Below are 17903 nucleotides of genomic sequence, written 5' to 3'. Positions count from 1 at the left end.
TCTAAAACTCAAATTGGTAAAGGAGATCCAAGGCCTGGTTCACACCAGACACAGCTTCTAAATACAATTTTGGCATTAACCGATAGCGTAAGGTCAAGGTTGCCAATGAGTCAAAGATACCAACTCCATACTTCACTTGTAAATCATTGGTTATCTTACCGCTCACCACAACTTGGGAACCATCGCCTACACCTTGAGTATCGAGTGCCAGATCAGAAACCCCGAATGTTTCACCTATCTTACCTACCAGTTGCCCACTTTGAGCCACACCTAAGCCGATAATCATCGATGTCATTTGGGAGCCATTTGCGTCACCACTTTCTAAGCCTTCCCCTCTTAACAGATAGGAAAGCGCTTCTTGTTGTGTCTTGGCTGGCTCAGAGAATATCTCGACTTTCGGTTTGTCTGCAAGCCCTGTGACCTTAACACCTGCAATAACATCATCTGCCGTGTTCTCTGGATTACGAATCGCCTCTAAATTTAAGAACGGTTGATCCGCAGGTCCTGAGAACTGAATTTGCCCTTTACGGACAATTAAGTCCTGACCATAAGCACGGAAACGCCCCGCAGGAATGTCAATCTGCCCATTCAAGCTGAGCCCTTGCTTATTCTGCAATACCTTCAGTAAGCCCGTTAACCGCGCTTTTAGACCAAATGCATCTAGCTGTACATCATTACCAATTTTAATATCTAAATTGGTTTGAATCGGAATAGAAGGCGCTTTTTCTTCTATCGGCTGCAAGTTGTTATCCAACATCACCACATCAGAAGACGCACTAACTGCTGACTCAGGCAGCTCTTGAACCGTAATTCTTGCCCATGGAATAGTCACAGAACCACTTAACGTTAAGAGCGATGGCGAAGCATTAAACACAATATCAGGTTGCACATCAATTTTAATCATCGGTGGCATGGACACACGCAGGTTGTTCCCGCGCGCCATGACTTTCGCACGCCACGCATTGATATTTCGCCAATCCGCATCACCATCAATGTTCAGATACCCTTCAGGGGTATTGATCTGCCCATTCATTACCGAACTCGTGCCATTGAAATTAATGCCTAAATGACCGCTTTTAATATCAAACGGGATCATAGCAGATTTAATTTCTAAGCTAGAAAGTGATAAGTTCCCATTTAACAGCGGGTTATTCGCTGAACCACCTAAACGAAGGTTTGCATTTAAACGGCCATTCGCCACTTCTTTTTGACCAAGTAACGGTTTGATTAAATCCAAGGTAATCGAGTTTATTTCAACATTTCCCGATAACAAACGGCGTTTTTCAATATCTGAAACTTGCAAGTTTCCACGCATCTGCCCGTTATTGGCGAGGCCAAATAACCAATTAAGGTCTGCTTTACCATTTTTCAAAGCGGCGCTGAGAGTTAACGTATCGAATGCAATGGGTAAACGCGTCCCTTCAACAAACTGGGTCGCTTTCACATCATTGCCACGTAGATCGACCTGCACTTGCGGCATGCTACCATCCGCTTTCCAGCTCGCGTTCGCTTTACCACTGAACACACCGCTAACACGGGTATCTTTTGGCATAAACGGTTTTATCATTGCTAAGTCGAAACGCTCTAACACAATGTCCGCACTGCCGCTTTTTCCTGCTTTAATAGGTTTTGGCACACACAAACGCGCGTTTGGATTTACCCAGCAATGGCTGCCAATCGTCACTTCTTGCGTTTGGTTTGCATAATTGAGTGACATAGCTTGGTTTAAGCGCCATTCGCCAACCACCGTATCAAATAACGTATTTGATAACGTGCCTTTCCACACCTCAGTTTGGCGATCAAACCCACCCGCTAATGCTAACTGGCCAGAAACAGGTTCACCTTTCATATTTAATTTCAGGGTATGCTGTTTTTCGCTACCTTTGGCATCTAACGTCAGGTTGCTAACGACTAAATCCCCTTGTCTTAACTGACGTAAAACAACAGATAAATCCCCTTTGATTTGCTCACCAGTCGCAACATTACCTTTGATAGCAACATTTTCGATAGCGAGATCATTTTGCCATTTCACGCCTCGTGCAGTCAGGTCAACCAACGCTTCCGGCGTTTGTAAATTACCGCGTAATTTCACATCCCCTGCAATCACGCCACCAAGCCCTGGCAATAACCCGTTTAGTGCGGGCGCACTAATTTTGGCATCAAGGTTCCATTTCTCGGCAAGAGAGCCCTTAACGTCTACATTATTCTTGCCTAAGGCTAAATTAAAATGAGGGATATCCCATTGGCCTGCGGCATTACCTTTCGCCTGCCCACGGGCTTTGAGTAAGTTATTTTTAACATTACCATCGAGCATAATTTCAGGGATATCTAACTGCCAACTACCGCCGTATAAACTACCACGGGTAGCAATCTTACCGTCCACTTTTGCAGGCCATTCTGGATACTGTTTTGCTGTATTGATCCCAGACAAAGTCAGTATTGCATTCCAGCTAATGGCTTTGCTCCAATCAGCAACACCCGTGATATCCGCATTTCCTTGCAACGCGGCAAGGCGTAAACGCGTTAAAGTGATTTGCGCTTCGTTACCTTTTGCATCTAGCATCAAGGTCGATGGGGGTAAATCTTGCCCCGTGATTGCAGAACGCAACGACAAATCATAAGCTGATGGACGACCGTTTAAACGCAGGCGCGTGCCATCTAATTGATATTGCGCATCCCCAACTAACGGCCATGCAAGTTTATCGCTTTCAAGGGTGAGTAAAATTGGCAAATCTGCTTGGGATAAGTCAGTTTCTGCATCAAGCGTAGCATTAATTGGCCCTTGTAAATTAAGTGCCAATTTCAATTCATCAATCAACCCACCTTTAAGGGATAAATCGACTTTCTGCCCATCCAAATCATCTAAACGACTTTCCCCAATAACCGACAATGAAACTGGCCATTTATCTTGCAGCGTTGCAGTACCCGATAACGACACATTGCCTTGCGGCGCATCCACTTTGAGCTGTTTAACCAATACTTGCTGCCCTTGATTGGATAAACTGAGGTGCAATTGGTTGATTTTAACGTCAGTACTGCCCGTTAATTGAAAATTCGAGGCATTAATCCCTTCCACATTTAAATCAACAGGGAGAATAACTTCTGGTAATTCGGCTAGTAATGGCTTCGAAAATAACGCCTTAAGCTCATCCGCAAGGGATTTTTGCTCATTGATTGGTGTCAAGTCTGGCTGTTTTTCTTCTTCAGGCTTCACATCCGAGCTTTCAGGAATATTAATTGCCAGATTAATAATATCCGTTGGAGCGAGGGTAATCGCCTTCCCTTCCCATGTTGCCCCAGTGGTAAATTTTGCTAAATCGATAGCCATGCCATCCACAATGACATGCGTTTCCACAAATGACAGCTGACTTAAACGGATAGTTAAAGGCGCTTTTAGCTCTGTCAACGGCTCAGAAGGCGGAGTCTCTTCCGATGGCGGAAGCTGTGAAGTATCAACGTTAACCGTGACATTTTCCGTACCTAATGTGTTAATACACAGTTCACGACTAGTCAAACACCCTAGTTTCACGGCCAAATGCAGTTTCCCTGCATTCACATCTATACCCGGCATTTGGTATTTCACACCCGTTAAGGTGAGGTCACGAATATCACCATCAATGCCATCAATAGTTAATTCAGGGACAAAGCGTGTTACCGAATTTAAGGCAAAGTGAAAACCTGATTTTGTGCCAATTACCCAGCTAAGCGCACCAATCACCAGAACCAGAATGAATAAAATGGCAAGACTGACCCATTTTAACCACTTCAACCACCTCATAATTCTGTCCCCAAGCCGATGTAAAACTGTATTTTGTCATTATTGGAGTCGCCAATCGGTGTTGCGAGGTCAAATTTAATCGGCCCAACAGGAGAAACCCAACGCACACCAACACCAGCCCCCGTTTTGAAGTCACTGGTTTTAATGTCATTGACGGCTTCGCCGCTATCCACGAAGGTCGCCCCCCACCAGTTTCCCGTAAAATTATATTGGTATTCAATTGACCCAACGACTAGCTTTGATGCCCCTGTGAGCTTACCGCGACTATCCTCTGGTGAGATTTTTTGGTAACCATAACCACGAACACTACCATCCCCCCCTGCGAAGAAACGTAAGTCAGGTGGCACTTTGTCAAAGTCATTGGTTTCAATCCAACCTACATTACCACGCACAACGAAACGGTGGCCCTCCCACGGCGTTCTGATCCACACATTTTTGGCTTGTAAAACTGCAAAGTCGATATCAGAACCCCAAATTTTATTTGAGTAATCAATGGAATAACGCTGGCTATCGCCCCACGTCGGCATAACCCCCCCCCGCTGACGAATGCGACTAACATAAGCGCCTGGATATAACAGCATGGTGGTATTAGTGACGTTAGCTTGAGTAAAGTTACTCAGCATCCAGCGCATATTCACGCCATACTGCCAACCCGATGAATACTCCCAGTTACGAGATACATTCAGCGTCGTTGTATTCGCTTGGGTATCATTCAAATCCGTACGTTTAAAGCCACCTTGCACTGCATAATATTGCTCAAGTGGATTGGCTTTTAAGGGAATTTTATAGCTAGCATCAATCAATTGCTCAGGCTGGGACAAGCTGATACTTGACGTTAAACTTTGGCCTCGTGAATTAACCCACGGTTTATTCCATGTCGCTTTCACGCGAGGCCCAACATCCGTTGCATAGCCGCCACCAAGCTCGATAAAGTTTCTCGCTCGAGGCACCATAACCCCTTCCATTGGCAATACATCTGAACCATCATCGCGTGCTTTAGCAATATTTGGCGTCACAATCGCCGAAGAAAACCAACCTGTTTCCGCTAAGCGACGGTTAAACTCAGCAAGTTGCTCTGACGTGTAATATTCCCCTTCTTTAAAGGGTGCGAGGTTATTGAGGTAATCTGAGCGAATTTGCGAACCTTGATAAGAAATAGAGCCAAACCGATAACGTTCGCCACTATTAAAATCAAAATCCCAATATGCGGCATGGTGATCGAGGGAAATCCCTAGCTGGCTCTTTTCCATCACGGCGTCGAAATAGCCTTTACGAATCGCTAAACTACTAAAGCGGCCTTTAAAATCTTCATAGTGACCATCGTTTTGCACGATATCGAGCCTTGGTGTGAATTTCCACACCATCTCTTTAAAATCTGGATCTGTTTTTGCCCCACCTTGAAGTTCGACCTTCACGCCTTTCAATAAGATAGGCTCACCTGGATTCACCTTTGCGGTTAATATCGAGCGTGCGGGCGGTGTTTTTTCTTCATAACTAAATTCAACAGTCGGTTCGTAATAACCCAGCGGCTTTAAACCTTCCTGAATTGCTTTCTCGACACGCGCTCGAAAACGGCCATTGGGCACCACTTCGTCTTGGGATATATTAGAAAGCTGTACTCGAACGTTTTGATTAAGTTGTCCTTCAAGTCCTTCTATATTAAGGCGAAGATTAGCTGCATATACCACTGGCACAGCCGCAGTTAAGCAGAGAAAACAGATTAGAGGGTATTTCGACACGCCTGCTCCTAAGGTGGTAAAAAGATTGACTAAAGGCTTCATATCAATTTATTTTGAGTAAAATTAGCGCGAGACACAAGTTTTTATCCTAATTTTTAGCTTATTTGTGTGGTCAAGACCAATAGGAATCATTATGCCTTTTAATAAATTTCACTCTGCAAATATTTCACAGCCTCTGCATGGCAGAACCAGCGCACTTTCTTATTCACCATATCACGCTGTTAGCCATCATTCGATTGAGATTATTCCTAAGAATATGGAAATAGCTTATTTTGCAATGGGTTGTTTTTGGGGTGTTGAGCGATTATTTTGGCAACAGTCAGGGGTTTACACGACCTCTGCGGGCTATTGCGGGGGGGTGACACCTAACCCAACCTATGAAGAAGTTTGTTCAGGCCGAACAGGCCACGCAGAAGCTGTACGCGTTGTTTTTGATCCACAAGTTATCAGTTACGCTCAACTATTAACGCTATTTTGGGAAAACCACGACCCCGCCCAAGGCATGCGCCAAGGGGGCGATATCGGTAGCCAGTACCGTTCAGGCATTTATACATTAACAGAAGAACAAGACCAGCAAGCGATGAAAACGTTGCAGGCCTACCAAGAAGCCATGAGGGCACAAAACGATATTCGCCCAATCACTACAGAAATCACGCCATTGGAAACCTTTTATTTCGCTGAGGATTACCACCAGCAGTATCTGTATAAAAATCCAAATGGTTATTGTGGCTTAGGCGGTATCGGTGTTTGCATGCCACCGTCTTTAACTATTTAGCACATAACTGATTTATCTTTTATTTAATTTTTTTATTCTTTAATTTAGGTTCCCACAATAAATATATATTCAAAATTATTCGTACTGTAGGTAGGCGGCAAACGAGGATAGCTTGGGGAGCATACATAAGTATGTGACCCGAGTAGCCGAGAGAAGCCAACACCCCTACAGTTCGAAGAATGAAGAATATTGACCCGAGTAGCTGAGAGAAGCCAACCCCCCTACAGCGCGAAGAATGAAGAATATTGACCCGAGTAGCTGAGAGAAGCCAACCCCCCCCTACAGCGCGAAGAATGAAGAATATTGACGAATATCTCGCCAGCCATCTATACTAACGACACATATCAACAATTTGCGCATGTCGCGCACCGTATATTTGCTTACTCAATATATTTTAATATTCGAGACTATGCCTTTAAAGATTTCTGAATTTTATAAATTCACCCTTTGAAAGGCTGGATAACTTATGCTCAACAGTTTACTGATCGTCCTTTTATTATGTGCTATTAGCGCATTTTTCTCTTTGTCAGAAATTTCACTGGCTGCTTCCCGCCGTATAAAACTCAAGTTAATGGCCGATGAAGGTAACATTAATGCGGCTCGTGTTCTGAAATTACAAGAAATGCCTGGTATGTTTTTTACCGTGGTGCAAATTGGCTTAAATGCGGTTGCCATCCTTGCTGGTATTGTTGGCGAGTCTGCATTTTCCCCTGCTTTATATGATGTTTTCATTCAGTTTTTATCCCCTGAGTGGGCACAAAAAATTGCCTTTGTCCTCTCATTTACTATCGTGACCAGCCTATTTATCTTAGTGGCTGATTTAACCCCAAAACGCGTTGGTATGGTGAAACCAGAAGCCATCGCAATCCGCATTGTTAATCCAATGCGCTTTTGTTTAGTGGTATTAAGCCCCCTTGTTTGGTTCTTTAATGGCCTAGCTAACCTATTTTTTAAACTATTCAAACTACCTATCGCACGTAATGAAGATATTACTTCTGATGATATTTTTGCGGTGGTAGAAGCGGGTGCCGTTGCAGGTGTTTTGCGTAAACAAGAGCATGAATTAATTGAAAATGTGTTCGAATTAGAATCGCGCACCGTACCATCGGCAATGACACCGCGTGAAAGCATTATTTACTTCGATAAAAACGAAACTGAAGACAGTATTAAACATAAAATTTCCACTCAGCCACATTCAAAGTTCCTCGTTTGTGAAGGGGATATTGACCATGTTATTGGTTATGTCGATTCCAAAGAGTTACTTAATCGTGTACTGAATGGGCAAAGTTTAAACTTAAATGATGGCGTACATATCCGTAGCACTCTGATGGTGCCAGATACACTCTCGCTATCAGATACACTAGAAGCCTTTAAAAATAACGGTGTCGATTTTGCTGTTATTCTCAACGAATATGCCTTAGTGATGGGGGTCATTACCATCAATGACGTTATGATTACCCTAATGGGGGATTTAGTCGGATCAGGACAGGAAGAACAAATCGTCGTTCGTGATGAAAACTCGTGGCTAGTCGATGGGGGAACCCCTATCGAAGATGTACAACGTATTTTAGATATTGATGATTTTCCAGACTTTAGTAATTATGAAACTATCGCTGGTTTTATGATGTACCGTTTGAGAAGAATGCCAAAACGTACGGATTACGTGAAATACGCAGGCTATAAGTTTGAAGTGGTGGATATCGACAACTACAAAATTGACCAGTTGCTTGTCACTCGGATTACTTCTACCCCTTCCCCCGTCGTTGTACAGCCAGGAAAAAGTGCCATTGAAACGGCTGACGCAAAACAGCAAACAAAAAATACTGGCCACTAGTGCTTACTCGCGAAGCCGTTTCTTTCAATGCGCCACCTTCTGTGGCGCTTTGTTAATCAATAAACAATATTGATTAACCTATCCTAATTCAGCCTGTAGTAATAAAACGTGTTTGTTAACCTCACTCATCACACTGTAATGGCGTTTATCACTGACTTTTGGCGGTAAAATCTTCCCATAATTAAACTCGAATGCCCCAAAATCCTTTATATAGAGCCGACCACTGAAAAGTGTTTTAACATAAAGAGCAATTTTAGATGGGTTATAACGGTTAAAAATTTTCATTAGAACTTTTCCTCCCCTTTGTTCTTACGTACGGCATCTCATAATGCATACCGTACAATAATCATAGACCAGAAATTTCGACTTTGGTTCTAAAATTGCAGTTTTATTCAATTTGCTGACATAACATGACACTGTCAAATAACTGTTAAATCCCCTTTAAACGGTGTATTTATTCTGAATTTTAAAAAATTGTTAAATTTCACATTGAAACTCATCCGATGAGCTATGCTATAAATACACGAAGAAAAATAATCTTCGGGCTCAAACCACATTACAATTCAAGGGGCTTTTATGTTTAAAAACGTCTTCATTTCCATTTGCTTACTCAGCTTATCCACGCTAGCGGCAGCTGCTAATATTCAAATAAATCAATCTGTTCCTGCAGTTTCAGTCACAGATAAAGGCGAACTAATTCTTAATAAAGAAAACAAACTCGATTACCAGCCATGGAAAAGCCAGCAATTAGTGGGTAAAGTGCGCACTATTCAGCATATTGCTGGGCGCTCATCCGCAAAAGAACTCAACGCACCTCTCATCGAAGCCATTAAAAATGCTAGATTTCCGCACGATACCTATCAAACCACGACGATTATTAATACGGATGATGCAATTTTTGGAACGGGCGTTTTCGTTAAAAACAGTGTCGAAGACAGCAAAAAAGAGTTTCCCTATTCTCAATTTATTGTCGATAGCGATGGTGTAGTCAAAACAGCATGGGGATTAAAACCTGAAAGTTCTGCGATTATCCTATTGGATAACCAAGGAAAAGTGCTATTTTTCAAAGATGGTGAGTTAAATTCGCAAGAAATTGAGAAAGTCATTGGCTTACTCATTTCCGCTTTAAAATAGTCGCGCAATTAATCCCTTCACTTAGCCCAGATAAATGAAGGGATTAACTTATCATGGTATTTTTCAAAAATAGTGAGTTATTCTAAAATGCCCTTATAGTAAATATGCATAATTATTTTCATTTTGCTAATAATCAATCACTCTAACTAAGGGTATTTTAGTGTGCCCAACGAATTTTGACACAGAAACCACCCAGTTCACTATGAGTAAAAATAACGTGCAGATTATGCAGCTCAGCAATGCGCTTAACAATAGACAATCCCAGCCCGCTTCCTGTTTTTTCTTGCCCTGGCGGGCGATAAAAACGCTCCCCTAAACGCTGTAACACATCTGGGGTTACACCCTCACCATCATCTTGGATTTCAAGGCGATCCGCATATAATGAAAGTTTAACTTCGCCTTTTTCTTTACCATAACGAATGGCATTATGAAGTAAATTGCGTAATAACACGCTCAGGAGCAGTGCTTGCCCTTGAAAAGGCTTTGGCGTTGAAACAACTGTTTGAATAATGTGAGTTTCGTGGCGCATCGCATCTGGCTCAATCTCTTTCACTGCCGCGTTAATTAATGCCTCCCACGTAAGTTCATTGGCATCTTCTAGCTGCGCAGAAGATTCTAATCGTGATAAGGTCAGCAATTGGTCGACAAGCCGAGTGGCTCTATCAATACCTTCCGTTAAATTTTCAACAGCATGACGACGTATTTCACGGTTATCCCCTGCAATTTGAACAACTTCTGCCTGTACTTTTAACGCAGCAAGAGGGCTACGTAACTCATGGGCTGCATCAGACGTAAATTGCCGTTCGCGCATAAACATTTGGTTAATGCGACCAAACAACCCATTCACTGAGTCGATAATAGGCCTCGCCTCACTGGGGATCCGTGTCACTTGTATTGGTGTTAGCTCATTGGGCTTTCGACGATACAACTGGTTGGCAACATCTTTAAGCGGGCGCAAAGCACGAGTTAATAACCATAAAAATATCAATAACATCGCAGGTAATGCCACTAACCATGGCATAAATTGGGCAACCATAATATCTGTCGCCATCTCTTGGCGATATTCCCACTCTTGCCCTACTGCAATCACATATTGTCCATCCTGAGATTTTAACCAGACAAATCGCCAAGGGTCATCACTCCCCTTCATCATGCCATCTGAAAAACCTTCTCGTGTGAACTCAAAACTAATATCACGACCATTATCGCCATCATTGAGCACCTGTTCCCCTTCAGGAGTAAACACAGCAAACGCCAGCGCATCATCGTCTTGAGACCCGCGGTTCTTCCGTAATAATTTTTTTGTTTTGGTTAGTGAGGGTTTCGTTAACTCAAGATCTGAAGGCAATACCGATAACCGCTTGGCAAAAGCCATCTGCTGTGTATCAAATAACTCATTGATTGTTTTATAGGTTTGGTACCATGCTAACGAGCTGGCAACTCCCCACGTCAGCAACGCAAGAAATAATAATGTTAAGGTGAGTTTTAGCCGCAAACTAAACGTTTTCATTGTTCATTATCACCTAATCGATAACCGACACCGTGAATTGTTCGAATAAACTTATTCCCCAATTTGCGCCTTAAATGATGAATATGTACCTCGACGGAATTACTCGATACTTCCTCATCCCAGTTATAAAGCTTTTCTTCAATCAACGCGCGGGACAACACTTTGTTTGGATTGTGTAAAAAGAGGGACAATAACGCCAGTTCCTTGCCTTTGAGTTGAACGGATTCGCCATTCACCGTCACTGTCATCGCAACAGGGTCCATTTCAACCACACCATGGCTAAGTTTGGGAGTGAGTTGTCCACTTCTACGGCGGATCAATGCTTGCAAACGCGCCATCACCTCCATCAATGCGAAAGGTTTGCATAGGTAATCATCTGCACCTTGTTGCAAGCCTTGAATTCGTTGGTCAAGGGCATCTCGCGCGGTCAGAATTAACACGGGTTCATCCCGCCCTTCTGTACGCCAGTACTTTAAAATATCCATACCATCAATATTTGGTAGGGATAAATCCAGAACGACTGCATCATAAGGCGCATCAAATAACGCAAGTTGCCCCTGTTTACCGTCCATAAACCAGTCAACCGTGAACCCAAGCTGCGTTAAACCGACTTTTAGCCCGTCACCAATGAGTCTGTCATCTTCAATTAATAAAATACGCATAATTCCCCCATATCGGAATATTATTATATTTATCCCATACGCAATAAGATGACTAGCTATTATTAAGCAAATTAAAAATATAATACATTATGAGAATTTCTTAAGATCCTGTTAAGATTTACCTGCTTTAATACCCTCCATACGAACCAGTTAATGCTTTATTTGGAGATAACGACGATGAAAAAATTACCTTTAATTGCTTTAGTTGCCGCTCTTGCTTCTGCACCTGTTTTTGCTGCTAATGGCGGTTTTGATGGCCCAGGTGCTGTTGCCAATACAGCCACACAGAATACCCAAGCAGGTGGCTTTATTGGCCCAAATAGCGGGGAAATGACTGTCGCAAAAGCACTTGATATGTCAGATGATAGCTGGGTTATCCTACGCGGTAATATTGTTAAACAGCTTGATCATAAACATTATGAATTCACTGACGGTACAGGCACCATTAACCTTGAGATCAGCGAAAAACGCTGGAATGGCATTAATGTCACGCCAAAAGATAAAATCGAAATTCGCGGTAAAATCGATAAGGATTGGAACTCAAGGGAAGTTGAAGTTAAACAAATCCAGTTAATCAAATAATTGAGCTCACCAGTTATATCGCCAGCTTTCAGCCCTTAGCAAAAAGCTGGCTTTCCTCAAAATCTTATTTCTTGCTATTTTTAACAGTGCTAAATTAGCCTTAAATACAATTGTCGCTAAGGCTATACAATGACTGTTAAACAACCGAAACTGCGTAATATTCAAGAAAGACTCCTTTCAGATAATTGGTATATTTTAAAAAAATACACCTATGAATTACAAAGACGCGATGGAAGTTGGCAACAACAAGAACGCGAAGTGTATGACAGAGGAAACGGCGCCGTTATTTTGTTATACAACAAAATTAAAAACAGCATTATTCTCATCCGCCAATTCCGTATGCCGATGTATGTCAGTGGCTACCCGAAATTTTTAATCGAAGCTGCCGCAGGCTTACTTGAAAATGCCTCTCCAGATGCACGTATTATTGCCGAAGCAGAAGAAGAAACGGGCTTTAAAGTTGATAAACTGGAAAAAGTCTTTGAAGCCTTTATGAGTCCAGGCTCTGTCACAGAAAAACTGCATTTTTATATCGCCGAGTATAACGATAATAACCGTAGCAATGCAGGCGGAGGGCTGGTAGAAGAAGGCGAAGATATTGAAGTATTAGAGTGGCCATTCCCTAAAGCACTCGAAGCTATCAAAACAGGAGAAATCGTCGATGGTAAGACAATTATGTTAATACAGCACCTCGCCTTAAATTCAATTCTTAAAAGCTAATTATTTTATCGACTCGCTGTAATTGAACTACATTACGGTGAGTTTTATTTTATATTCTCTATTTTAACAACCTAATTATTTATTTCCTTCATTAAAAGAGGTATTTGGCTCACGCCAATCAATAAACGACAATCAAAACAAGAGAAAAATAAACCTTATAATTCAATTAAATACAAACATGCCATCTTTACTATAAATAAAGACACTTTAACTTTGACCTGCCACTTAAAAAACCTTAAATTAAAAACATTATATATTTTCGCCGTTTTAATATTGTCATTTTACGAACCCTAATTTTATCACTAATGAATCTAAATTAATTTCAAGTCATACCATTTTCATTAAGGAGCTAAATAAGATGATACGTTGTGTTCGTATGTGGACAGGTGAAGATGGAAATTCCCTGTTTGAAGAAGGCACACTGGAACTGGATAGTGTTGCCCGTGGAGATAGTCAAACTCCAGCCATTTCAGTCAGCGAACTGACTTTCCGTGAAACTGTCTCAGGTGGATCTTGGGATTGGCATAAAGATCCTGTCCCTCGTTATGTGATCACCCTCACTGGCACCTTAGAATTTGAAACCAAAGATGGTTCAAAATTTATCATTAATCCAGGTGATATTTTACTCGCACAGGATAATACTGGAACAGGCCATAAGTGGCGATTGATCGGTGACGACCCATGGCGACGTGCTTATGTTGTCTATCAAGAAGGCACTGATCTGTGCTTCACACCGACCAAAAAATAGAGGCTTTTTTATGACTAAACCTATAGCAGAAAACGTTGATATTGCGCTGATCGGTGCAGGGATTATGAGTGCGACACTCGGTACTTTATTAAAAGAACTCGACCCATCACTGACGGTTACGGTTTTTGAACGCTTAAATGATTGTGCACAAGAAAGTTCACATCCGTGGAATAACGCAGGAACAGGCCACGCTGCAAACTGTGAAATGAACTACACCCCGCCGAATCCTGATGGCACGGTCGATATCAGCAAAGCCCTTGAAGTTAATACAGAATTCGATTTATCTCGCCAGTTATGGTCATACCTTGTCACGAAAGGAAAAATTAAAAATCCACGCGATTTTATTCACCCTTGCCCCCATATGAGCTTTGTTTGGGGCGCCGACAATGTCAAATTTTTACAACAACGCTTTAAGCAAATGTCAGCTCACCACTGCTACCACAACATGGAATACAGTGATGACCCAAAACAAATTAATGATTGGGCACCGTTGTTGATGGAAGGTCGTGACGATGACAAAAATATTGCTGTCACCCGTGTAGTTACAGGGGCAGACGTCGATTATGGTGCATTGACGCATTTATTAATGGCACAACTCAGCGAACAGTCTGGTTTTACTCTTCACTATAAACATGAAGTCGTTGATGTCACTCAAACCTCTGATGGTCGCTGGAATGTGGAAGTCAAAAATTTATTGACCCATGAAAAACACGTCACATCCGCAAAATTTGTGTTTGTCGGTGCAGGAGGACGTGCTATTGAATTACTGCAAAAATCAGGTATTCCTGAAGGAAAAGGCTATGGCGGCTTCCCTGTCAGTGGAATTTGGCTACGTTGCGATGATGAAAAAGTGGCTGCAAGGCACCATGCAAAAGTGTATGGCAAAGCAGACAAAGGTTCTCCACCGATGTCAGTTCCACATTTAGATACTCGTATTATTGGCGGCAAACGCTCCTTACTGTTTGGCCCATATGCAGGCTTTTCCAGTAAATTTTTAAAACACGGCTCTTATTTAGACCTGTTTGAATCTATTCGCCTCAATAATATTGAGCCGATGCTGGCTATCGCAAAAGATAATTGGTCGTTAGCTGAGTACCTTGTCGGGCAAGTACTGCAAACCTCTGCACACCAATTTGCCACACTGCAAAAATTTTACCCAGATGCACAACATGAGGATTGGAAAGAAGTCGTTGCAGGCCAGCGTGTGCAAATTATCAAACCTGATCATGATAAAAAAGGTATTTTAGAATTTGGTACCGAGCTGATTACCAGTGCAGATAAGTCATTTACTGTATTGATGGGAGCCTCGCCAGGGGCATCAACCGCCGCCTTTATTGCGCTAAATGTCCTAAAAGATTGTTTTGCCAATCAACTTAAAGCGGATGGCTGGGAAACTAAGTTAAAAGACATCATTCCAACTTATGGTATTGATTTAAAACAGGACGCAAAAGCGTGTTTAGATATTCGTACTGCAACCGCTAAAGTGCTGCAATTAGATAATTAGCTACAGATAAGGTTGGGAAATGACTTCCCAACCTTATCTGATTATTAGAATAAAATCACTCGAAAGCCAGGGTTCAAAAATGACTCTCTCGGTGTATAGTCTAAAGTTTTTCCATTCCAATCAACTACTTTCGCACCTGCCCCAATCGCAATCGCATGACCCGCTGCAGTATCCCAAATATTCGTCGGTCCAAAACGTGGGTAAAGCTGCGCTTTTCCGTCCGCGACAAAGCAGAATTTCAGTGATGAACCAATTTCTACGGTCGTATGCTCCCCCATTTGCGCCAAGTAATCCATTAACTCGCTGTCTTGATGAGAACGGCTTATCACAATGACAGGAGGTTTTCCATCATACACATGGATTTGCTGCTTATGACCGCCTTCTTCTTTCCACGCTTGGTTTCCCTCTGCATAATAAAGCAACCCTTTTGCAGGAGCATACACGACCCCCATAACGGGTACCCCATTTTCAATTAACGCAATGTTAACGGTAAAATCCCCATTGCGGTTAATAAATTCTTTGGTGCCATCAAGAGGGTCAATCAACCAATAGCGTTGCCAGTGCTGTCTTACTGACCACTCCGGAGGATCTTCTTCAGAAAGTTGCGGAATATCAGGGGCAATGCGGGTGAGGCCAGCAGCAATAATATGGTGTGCGGCAATATCCGCTTCCGTGACAGGGGAGTTGTCACTTTTATGATCAACCCGCAACGGTTCTTGCGCATTGTAGGTTTCCATAATGGCATAACCCGCTTCTTGAGCAAGTTCGCAAATTTGTTGTAGCATGTTATTCACCTCTCTCCCGTTGACCTTTACAGCAAGAGTAGCAAGTGTGTAAAATTTACGCCATAAAAAATGCCTTAGTGAATAAAAACACCAAGGCATCAATTCAAATAGTGATTAAAACCGCTATTCTTATAAGATTTCTAACAGCTCAACTTCAAAAACGAGTGTGCTAAATGGTGGAATTGATGCACCTGCACCGCGCTCACCATAAGCTAATTCATGAGGGATATACAGCTCCCATTTCGAACCAACAGGCATCAGCGTTAATGCTTCAATCCAACCAGGGATCACGCCGCTAACTGGAAATTCAGCTGGCTGGCCACGTTGAACAGAGCTATCAAACACAGAACCATCAATTAAACGGCCAGTGTAATGAACACGGACACGATCAGAGCGAGATGGGATCGCACCTTCGCCTTGGTTGATCACAGAAAATTGCAAACCAGATTCAGTCGTTGAAACGCCTTCACGTTTTTGGTTTTCATCGAGGAATTTTTGGCCTTCTTCTGCCATTGCAGCTTGGCGAGCAACACGGACTTCATCTGCACGCTCATGAACTTCACGTAATGCTTTGTGCAGGGTTTCAACAGGCACTGATGGCATGTTGCCTTCTAAAGCATCAACCAGACCCGCTAAAATTGCGTTTGGTACTAAGCCTTCTAGCCCTGACTCTAATAATTGTTGGCCAACTTGTAGACCAATACCGTAACTCGCTTGAGCTTCTACTGAATCAAAATTTTGGTTTGCCATTAAAATACCCATATGGTTTTTGATAAAAACCAAGAATAGCAGCCCCCCTGCTATGGGTAAACCCAAACCGTCAATCTAAATAATAAATTACCCCGATAGCGTATAAATTTGCTCAGTGTTCTCCGAAAAATCATATCAAGCACTTAAATTACTCAAAAACAGTGTTAGTATGCGTATAAATACGCCCAAGTTAATGCATTGCCTCATCAAGGAGGAGTGATGGTTAAACTGTCTAAATTTCATCGCTATGGTATCGCCGTATTAGCACTGATTGTTGTGGTTGCCCTGTTTTGGCCAACTGGCGATAAACCTTTGAATAATACGCCGCAAAATCAGCCTATTGTCATTCCCCCACCAACAACACCTGAGATCATTCCTGATCCTATTCAGACGCCATCTGGTCAAGAACCTGAAGGTAATATAGAGGAAATACCAACAGAACCTGAAATTGTGCCTGAGCCCATAGAACCTGTGCCAACAGAGCCACCACCAACAACACCAAAGACACAAGAGCCTCAGGTCACAAGCCCATCGGCAAATAAGTGGCAAAATTACCGCGTTCAAAAAGGGAAAACACTGGCGCAATTATTCCGTGATAATAATTTGCAGGCTAACGATGCCTTTATCATGGCTCGCGTTGAAGGGGTTGAAAAACCGCTAAGTAATTTACGTCAGGGGCAAAAAATTCGCTTAAAAGCAAATGAGAAAGGGGAAGTTCAGTTGCTGGAAACTACGGCTTCTGATGGAAAAACATATAGTTTTGCACGGTTAAGCGACGGCAGTTACTATCGTACACCTTAGGCGCTAATCATCGCTAAAATGGAATACTAGAAAACAAAAAACACCGGACTTAGCCGGTGTTTTTTATTGGTATTGCCGATAAGTCGACAATACCTACCATCATTATTGATTACTCAGCAACGATGATAACGTTCAGCTCTGCGAAAACATCACTGTGTAACTGGAAGTGAACTTCGTGGTCACCAGTAGTACGCAGAACGCCGTTTGGCAGGCGAACTTCGCTTTTCGCGATTTTAACGCCAGCTGCAGTTACTGCATCAGCGATGTCACGAGTACCGATTGAACCGAACAGTTTACCTTCGTCACCAGCTTTAGAAGCTAAAGTAACAGAACCCAGTGCAGTAACAGCTGCTGCACGAGCCTGTGCTGCTGCCAGAACGTCAGCTAATTTAGCTTCCAGTTCAGCGCGGCGAGCTTCGAAGAATTCGATGTTTTTCTTAGTTGCAGGAACAGCTTTACCCTGTGGAACTAAGAAGTTACGAGCATAGCCCGATTTAACGTTAACCTGATCACCCAGGCTACCTAGGTTAGCTACTTTATCAAGCAGAATAACTTGCATTACCTTATCCTCTTAAGTCGTT

Annotated in this window: 16 protein-coding genes; 8 read left to right on the top strand and 8 right to left on the bottom strand. The window is 42.5% G+C overall.

The window, feature by feature from the left end; translation table 11 throughout:
- Position 1: 1 nt before the first annotated feature.
- Both tamB and tamA read right to left on the bottom strand, forming a co-directional pair.
- A complete protein-coding gene (tamB, locus tag PSF27_RS16505) occupies positions 2-3778 on the bottom strand; it encodes an autotransporter assembly complex protein TamB (RefSeq protein WP_272681887.1) in 3777 nt (1258 codons plus the stop codon).
- On the bottom strand, positions 3775-5517 hold the full coding sequence (gene tamA / locus PSF27_RS16500) for an autotransporter assembly complex protein TamA (protein ID WP_206083198.1): 1743 nt from the start codon (positions 5515-5517) through the stop codon (positions 3775-3777). The genes tamB and tamA overlap by 4 nt, the downstream gene beginning before the upstream one ends.
- 133 nt (positions 5518-5650) lie before the next feature.
- Here tamA and msrA point away from each other — a divergent pair, with 133 nt between their 5' ends.
- A complete protein-coding gene (msrA, locus tag PSF27_RS16495) occupies positions 5651-6292 on the top strand; it encodes a peptide-methionine (S)-S-oxide reductase MsrA (RefSeq protein WP_272681886.1) in 642 nt (213 codons plus the stop codon).
- Between the two features lie 466 nt (positions 6293-6758).
- Complete coding sequence (locus PSF27_RS16490; protein ID WP_206083195.1) at positions 6759-8126, top strand: hemolysin family protein; 1368 nt, start codon at positions 6759-6761, stop codon at positions 8124-8126.
- A gap of 78 nt (positions 8127-8204) precedes the next feature.
- Here PSF27_RS16490 and PSF27_RS16485 read toward each other — a convergent pair whose 3' ends face one another.
- Positions 8205-8411: a DUF1107 domain-containing protein gene (locus PSF27_RS16485; RefSeq protein ID WP_047756348.1), complete on the bottom strand. Its 207-nt coding sequence runs from the start codon at positions 8409-8411 to the stop codon at positions 8205-8207.
- Between the two features lie 291 nt (positions 8412-8702).
- On the opposite strand from PSF27_RS16485, the gene PSF27_RS16480 reads away from it, so the two are divergent.
- Positions 8703-9260, top strand: a complete 558-nt coding sequence (locus tag PSF27_RS16480; RefSeq protein WP_206083193.1) for a YtfJ family protein — start codon at positions 8703-8705, stop codon at positions 9258-9260.
- Between the two features lie 157 nt (positions 9261-9417).
- Here PSF27_RS16480 and qseC read toward each other — a convergent pair whose 3' ends face one another.
- Complete coding sequence (qseC, locus tag PSF27_RS16475; protein WP_272539541.1) at positions 9418-10770, bottom strand: quorum sensing histidine kinase QseC; 1353 nt, start codon at positions 10768-10770, stop codon at positions 9418-9420.
- Positions 10767-11432, bottom strand: coding sequence for a quorum sensing response regulator transcription factor QseB (qseB, locus tag PSF27_RS16470; RefSeq protein ID WP_206083189.1), 666 nt, complete (start codon positions 11430-11432; stop codon positions 10767-10769). The genes qseC and qseB overlap by 4 nt, the downstream gene beginning before the upstream one ends.
- 177 nt (positions 11433-11609) lie before the next feature.
- Here qseB and PSF27_RS16465 point away from each other — a divergent pair, with 177 nt between their 5' ends.
- The 4 genes from PSF27_RS16465 (at position 11610) to mqo (ending at position 14986) form a co-directional block, all read left to right on the top strand.
- Complete coding sequence (locus PSF27_RS16465; protein WP_206083187.1) at positions 11610-12014, top strand: YgiW/YdeI family stress tolerance OB fold protein; 405 nt, start codon at positions 11610-11612, stop codon at positions 12012-12014.
- Positions 12015-12143: 129 nt separating this feature from the next.
- Positions 12144-12734, top strand: coding sequence for a GDP-mannose pyrophosphatase (locus tag PSF27_RS16460; RefSeq protein WP_206083185.1), 591 nt, complete (start codon positions 12144-12146; stop codon positions 12732-12734).
- Between the two features lie 358 nt (positions 12735-13092).
- Positions 13093-13482 carry a hypothetical protein gene (locus tag PSF27_RS16455; protein WP_272573907.1) on the top strand — a complete coding sequence of 130 codons (390 nt, stop codon included), beginning with the start codon at positions 13093-13095 and terminating at the stop codon, positions 13480-13482.
- Between the two features lie 10 nt (positions 13483-13492).
- The gene (gene mqo, locus PSF27_RS16450) at positions 13493-14986 is read left to right on the top strand and encodes a malate dehydrogenase (quinone) (RefSeq protein ID WP_206083181.1); all 1494 of its coding nucleotides are present in this window, start codon (positions 13493-13495) and stop codon (positions 14984-14986) included.
- A gap of 44 nt (positions 14987-15030) precedes the next feature.
- Here the strand turns inward: mqo and cysQ are convergent, their stop codons facing one another.
- Positions 15031-15771 (bottom strand): 3'(2'),5'-bisphosphate nucleotidase CysQ, encoded by a 741-nt coding sequence (gene cysQ, locus PSF27_RS16445; protein WP_206083179.1) that lies wholly within the window; start codon positions 15769-15771, stop codon positions 15031-15033.
- 129 nt (positions 15772-15900) lie between these two features.
- Entirely contained in the window at positions 15901-16521 is a 621-nt protein-coding gene (locus PSF27_RS16440; protein WP_206083177.1) for a peptidylprolyl isomerase, read from the bottom strand.
- A gap of 219 nt (positions 16522-16740) precedes the next feature.
- Between PSF27_RS16440 and PSF27_RS16435 the strand changes: the two genes are divergently transcribed.
- The gene (locus PSF27_RS16435) at positions 16741-17322 is read left to right on the top strand and encodes a LysM-like peptidoglycan-binding domain-containing protein (protein ID WP_272573906.1); all 582 of its coding nucleotides are present in this window, start codon (positions 16741-16743) and stop codon (positions 17320-17322) included.
- A 109-nt stretch (positions 17323-17431) separates the two neighbouring features.
- Here the strand turns inward: PSF27_RS16435 and rplI are convergent, their stop codons facing one another.
- Positions 17432-17881: a 50S ribosomal protein L9 gene (gene rplI / locus PSF27_RS16430; protein ID WP_206083173.1), complete on the bottom strand. Its 450-nt coding sequence runs from the start codon at positions 17879-17881 to the stop codon at positions 17432-17434.
- Positions 17882-17903: the final 22 nt, after the last annotated feature.

Source organism: Providencia sp. PROV129, from assembly GCF_028482245.1.
In the GTDB taxonomy this organism is placed as follows: domain Bacteria; phylum Pseudomonadota; class Gammaproteobacteria; order Enterobacterales; family Enterobacteriaceae; genus Providencia; species Providencia vermicola.
Note: the sequence above shows the minus strand (reverse complement) of the source record. Positions and strands in the feature narration are given on the sequence as shown.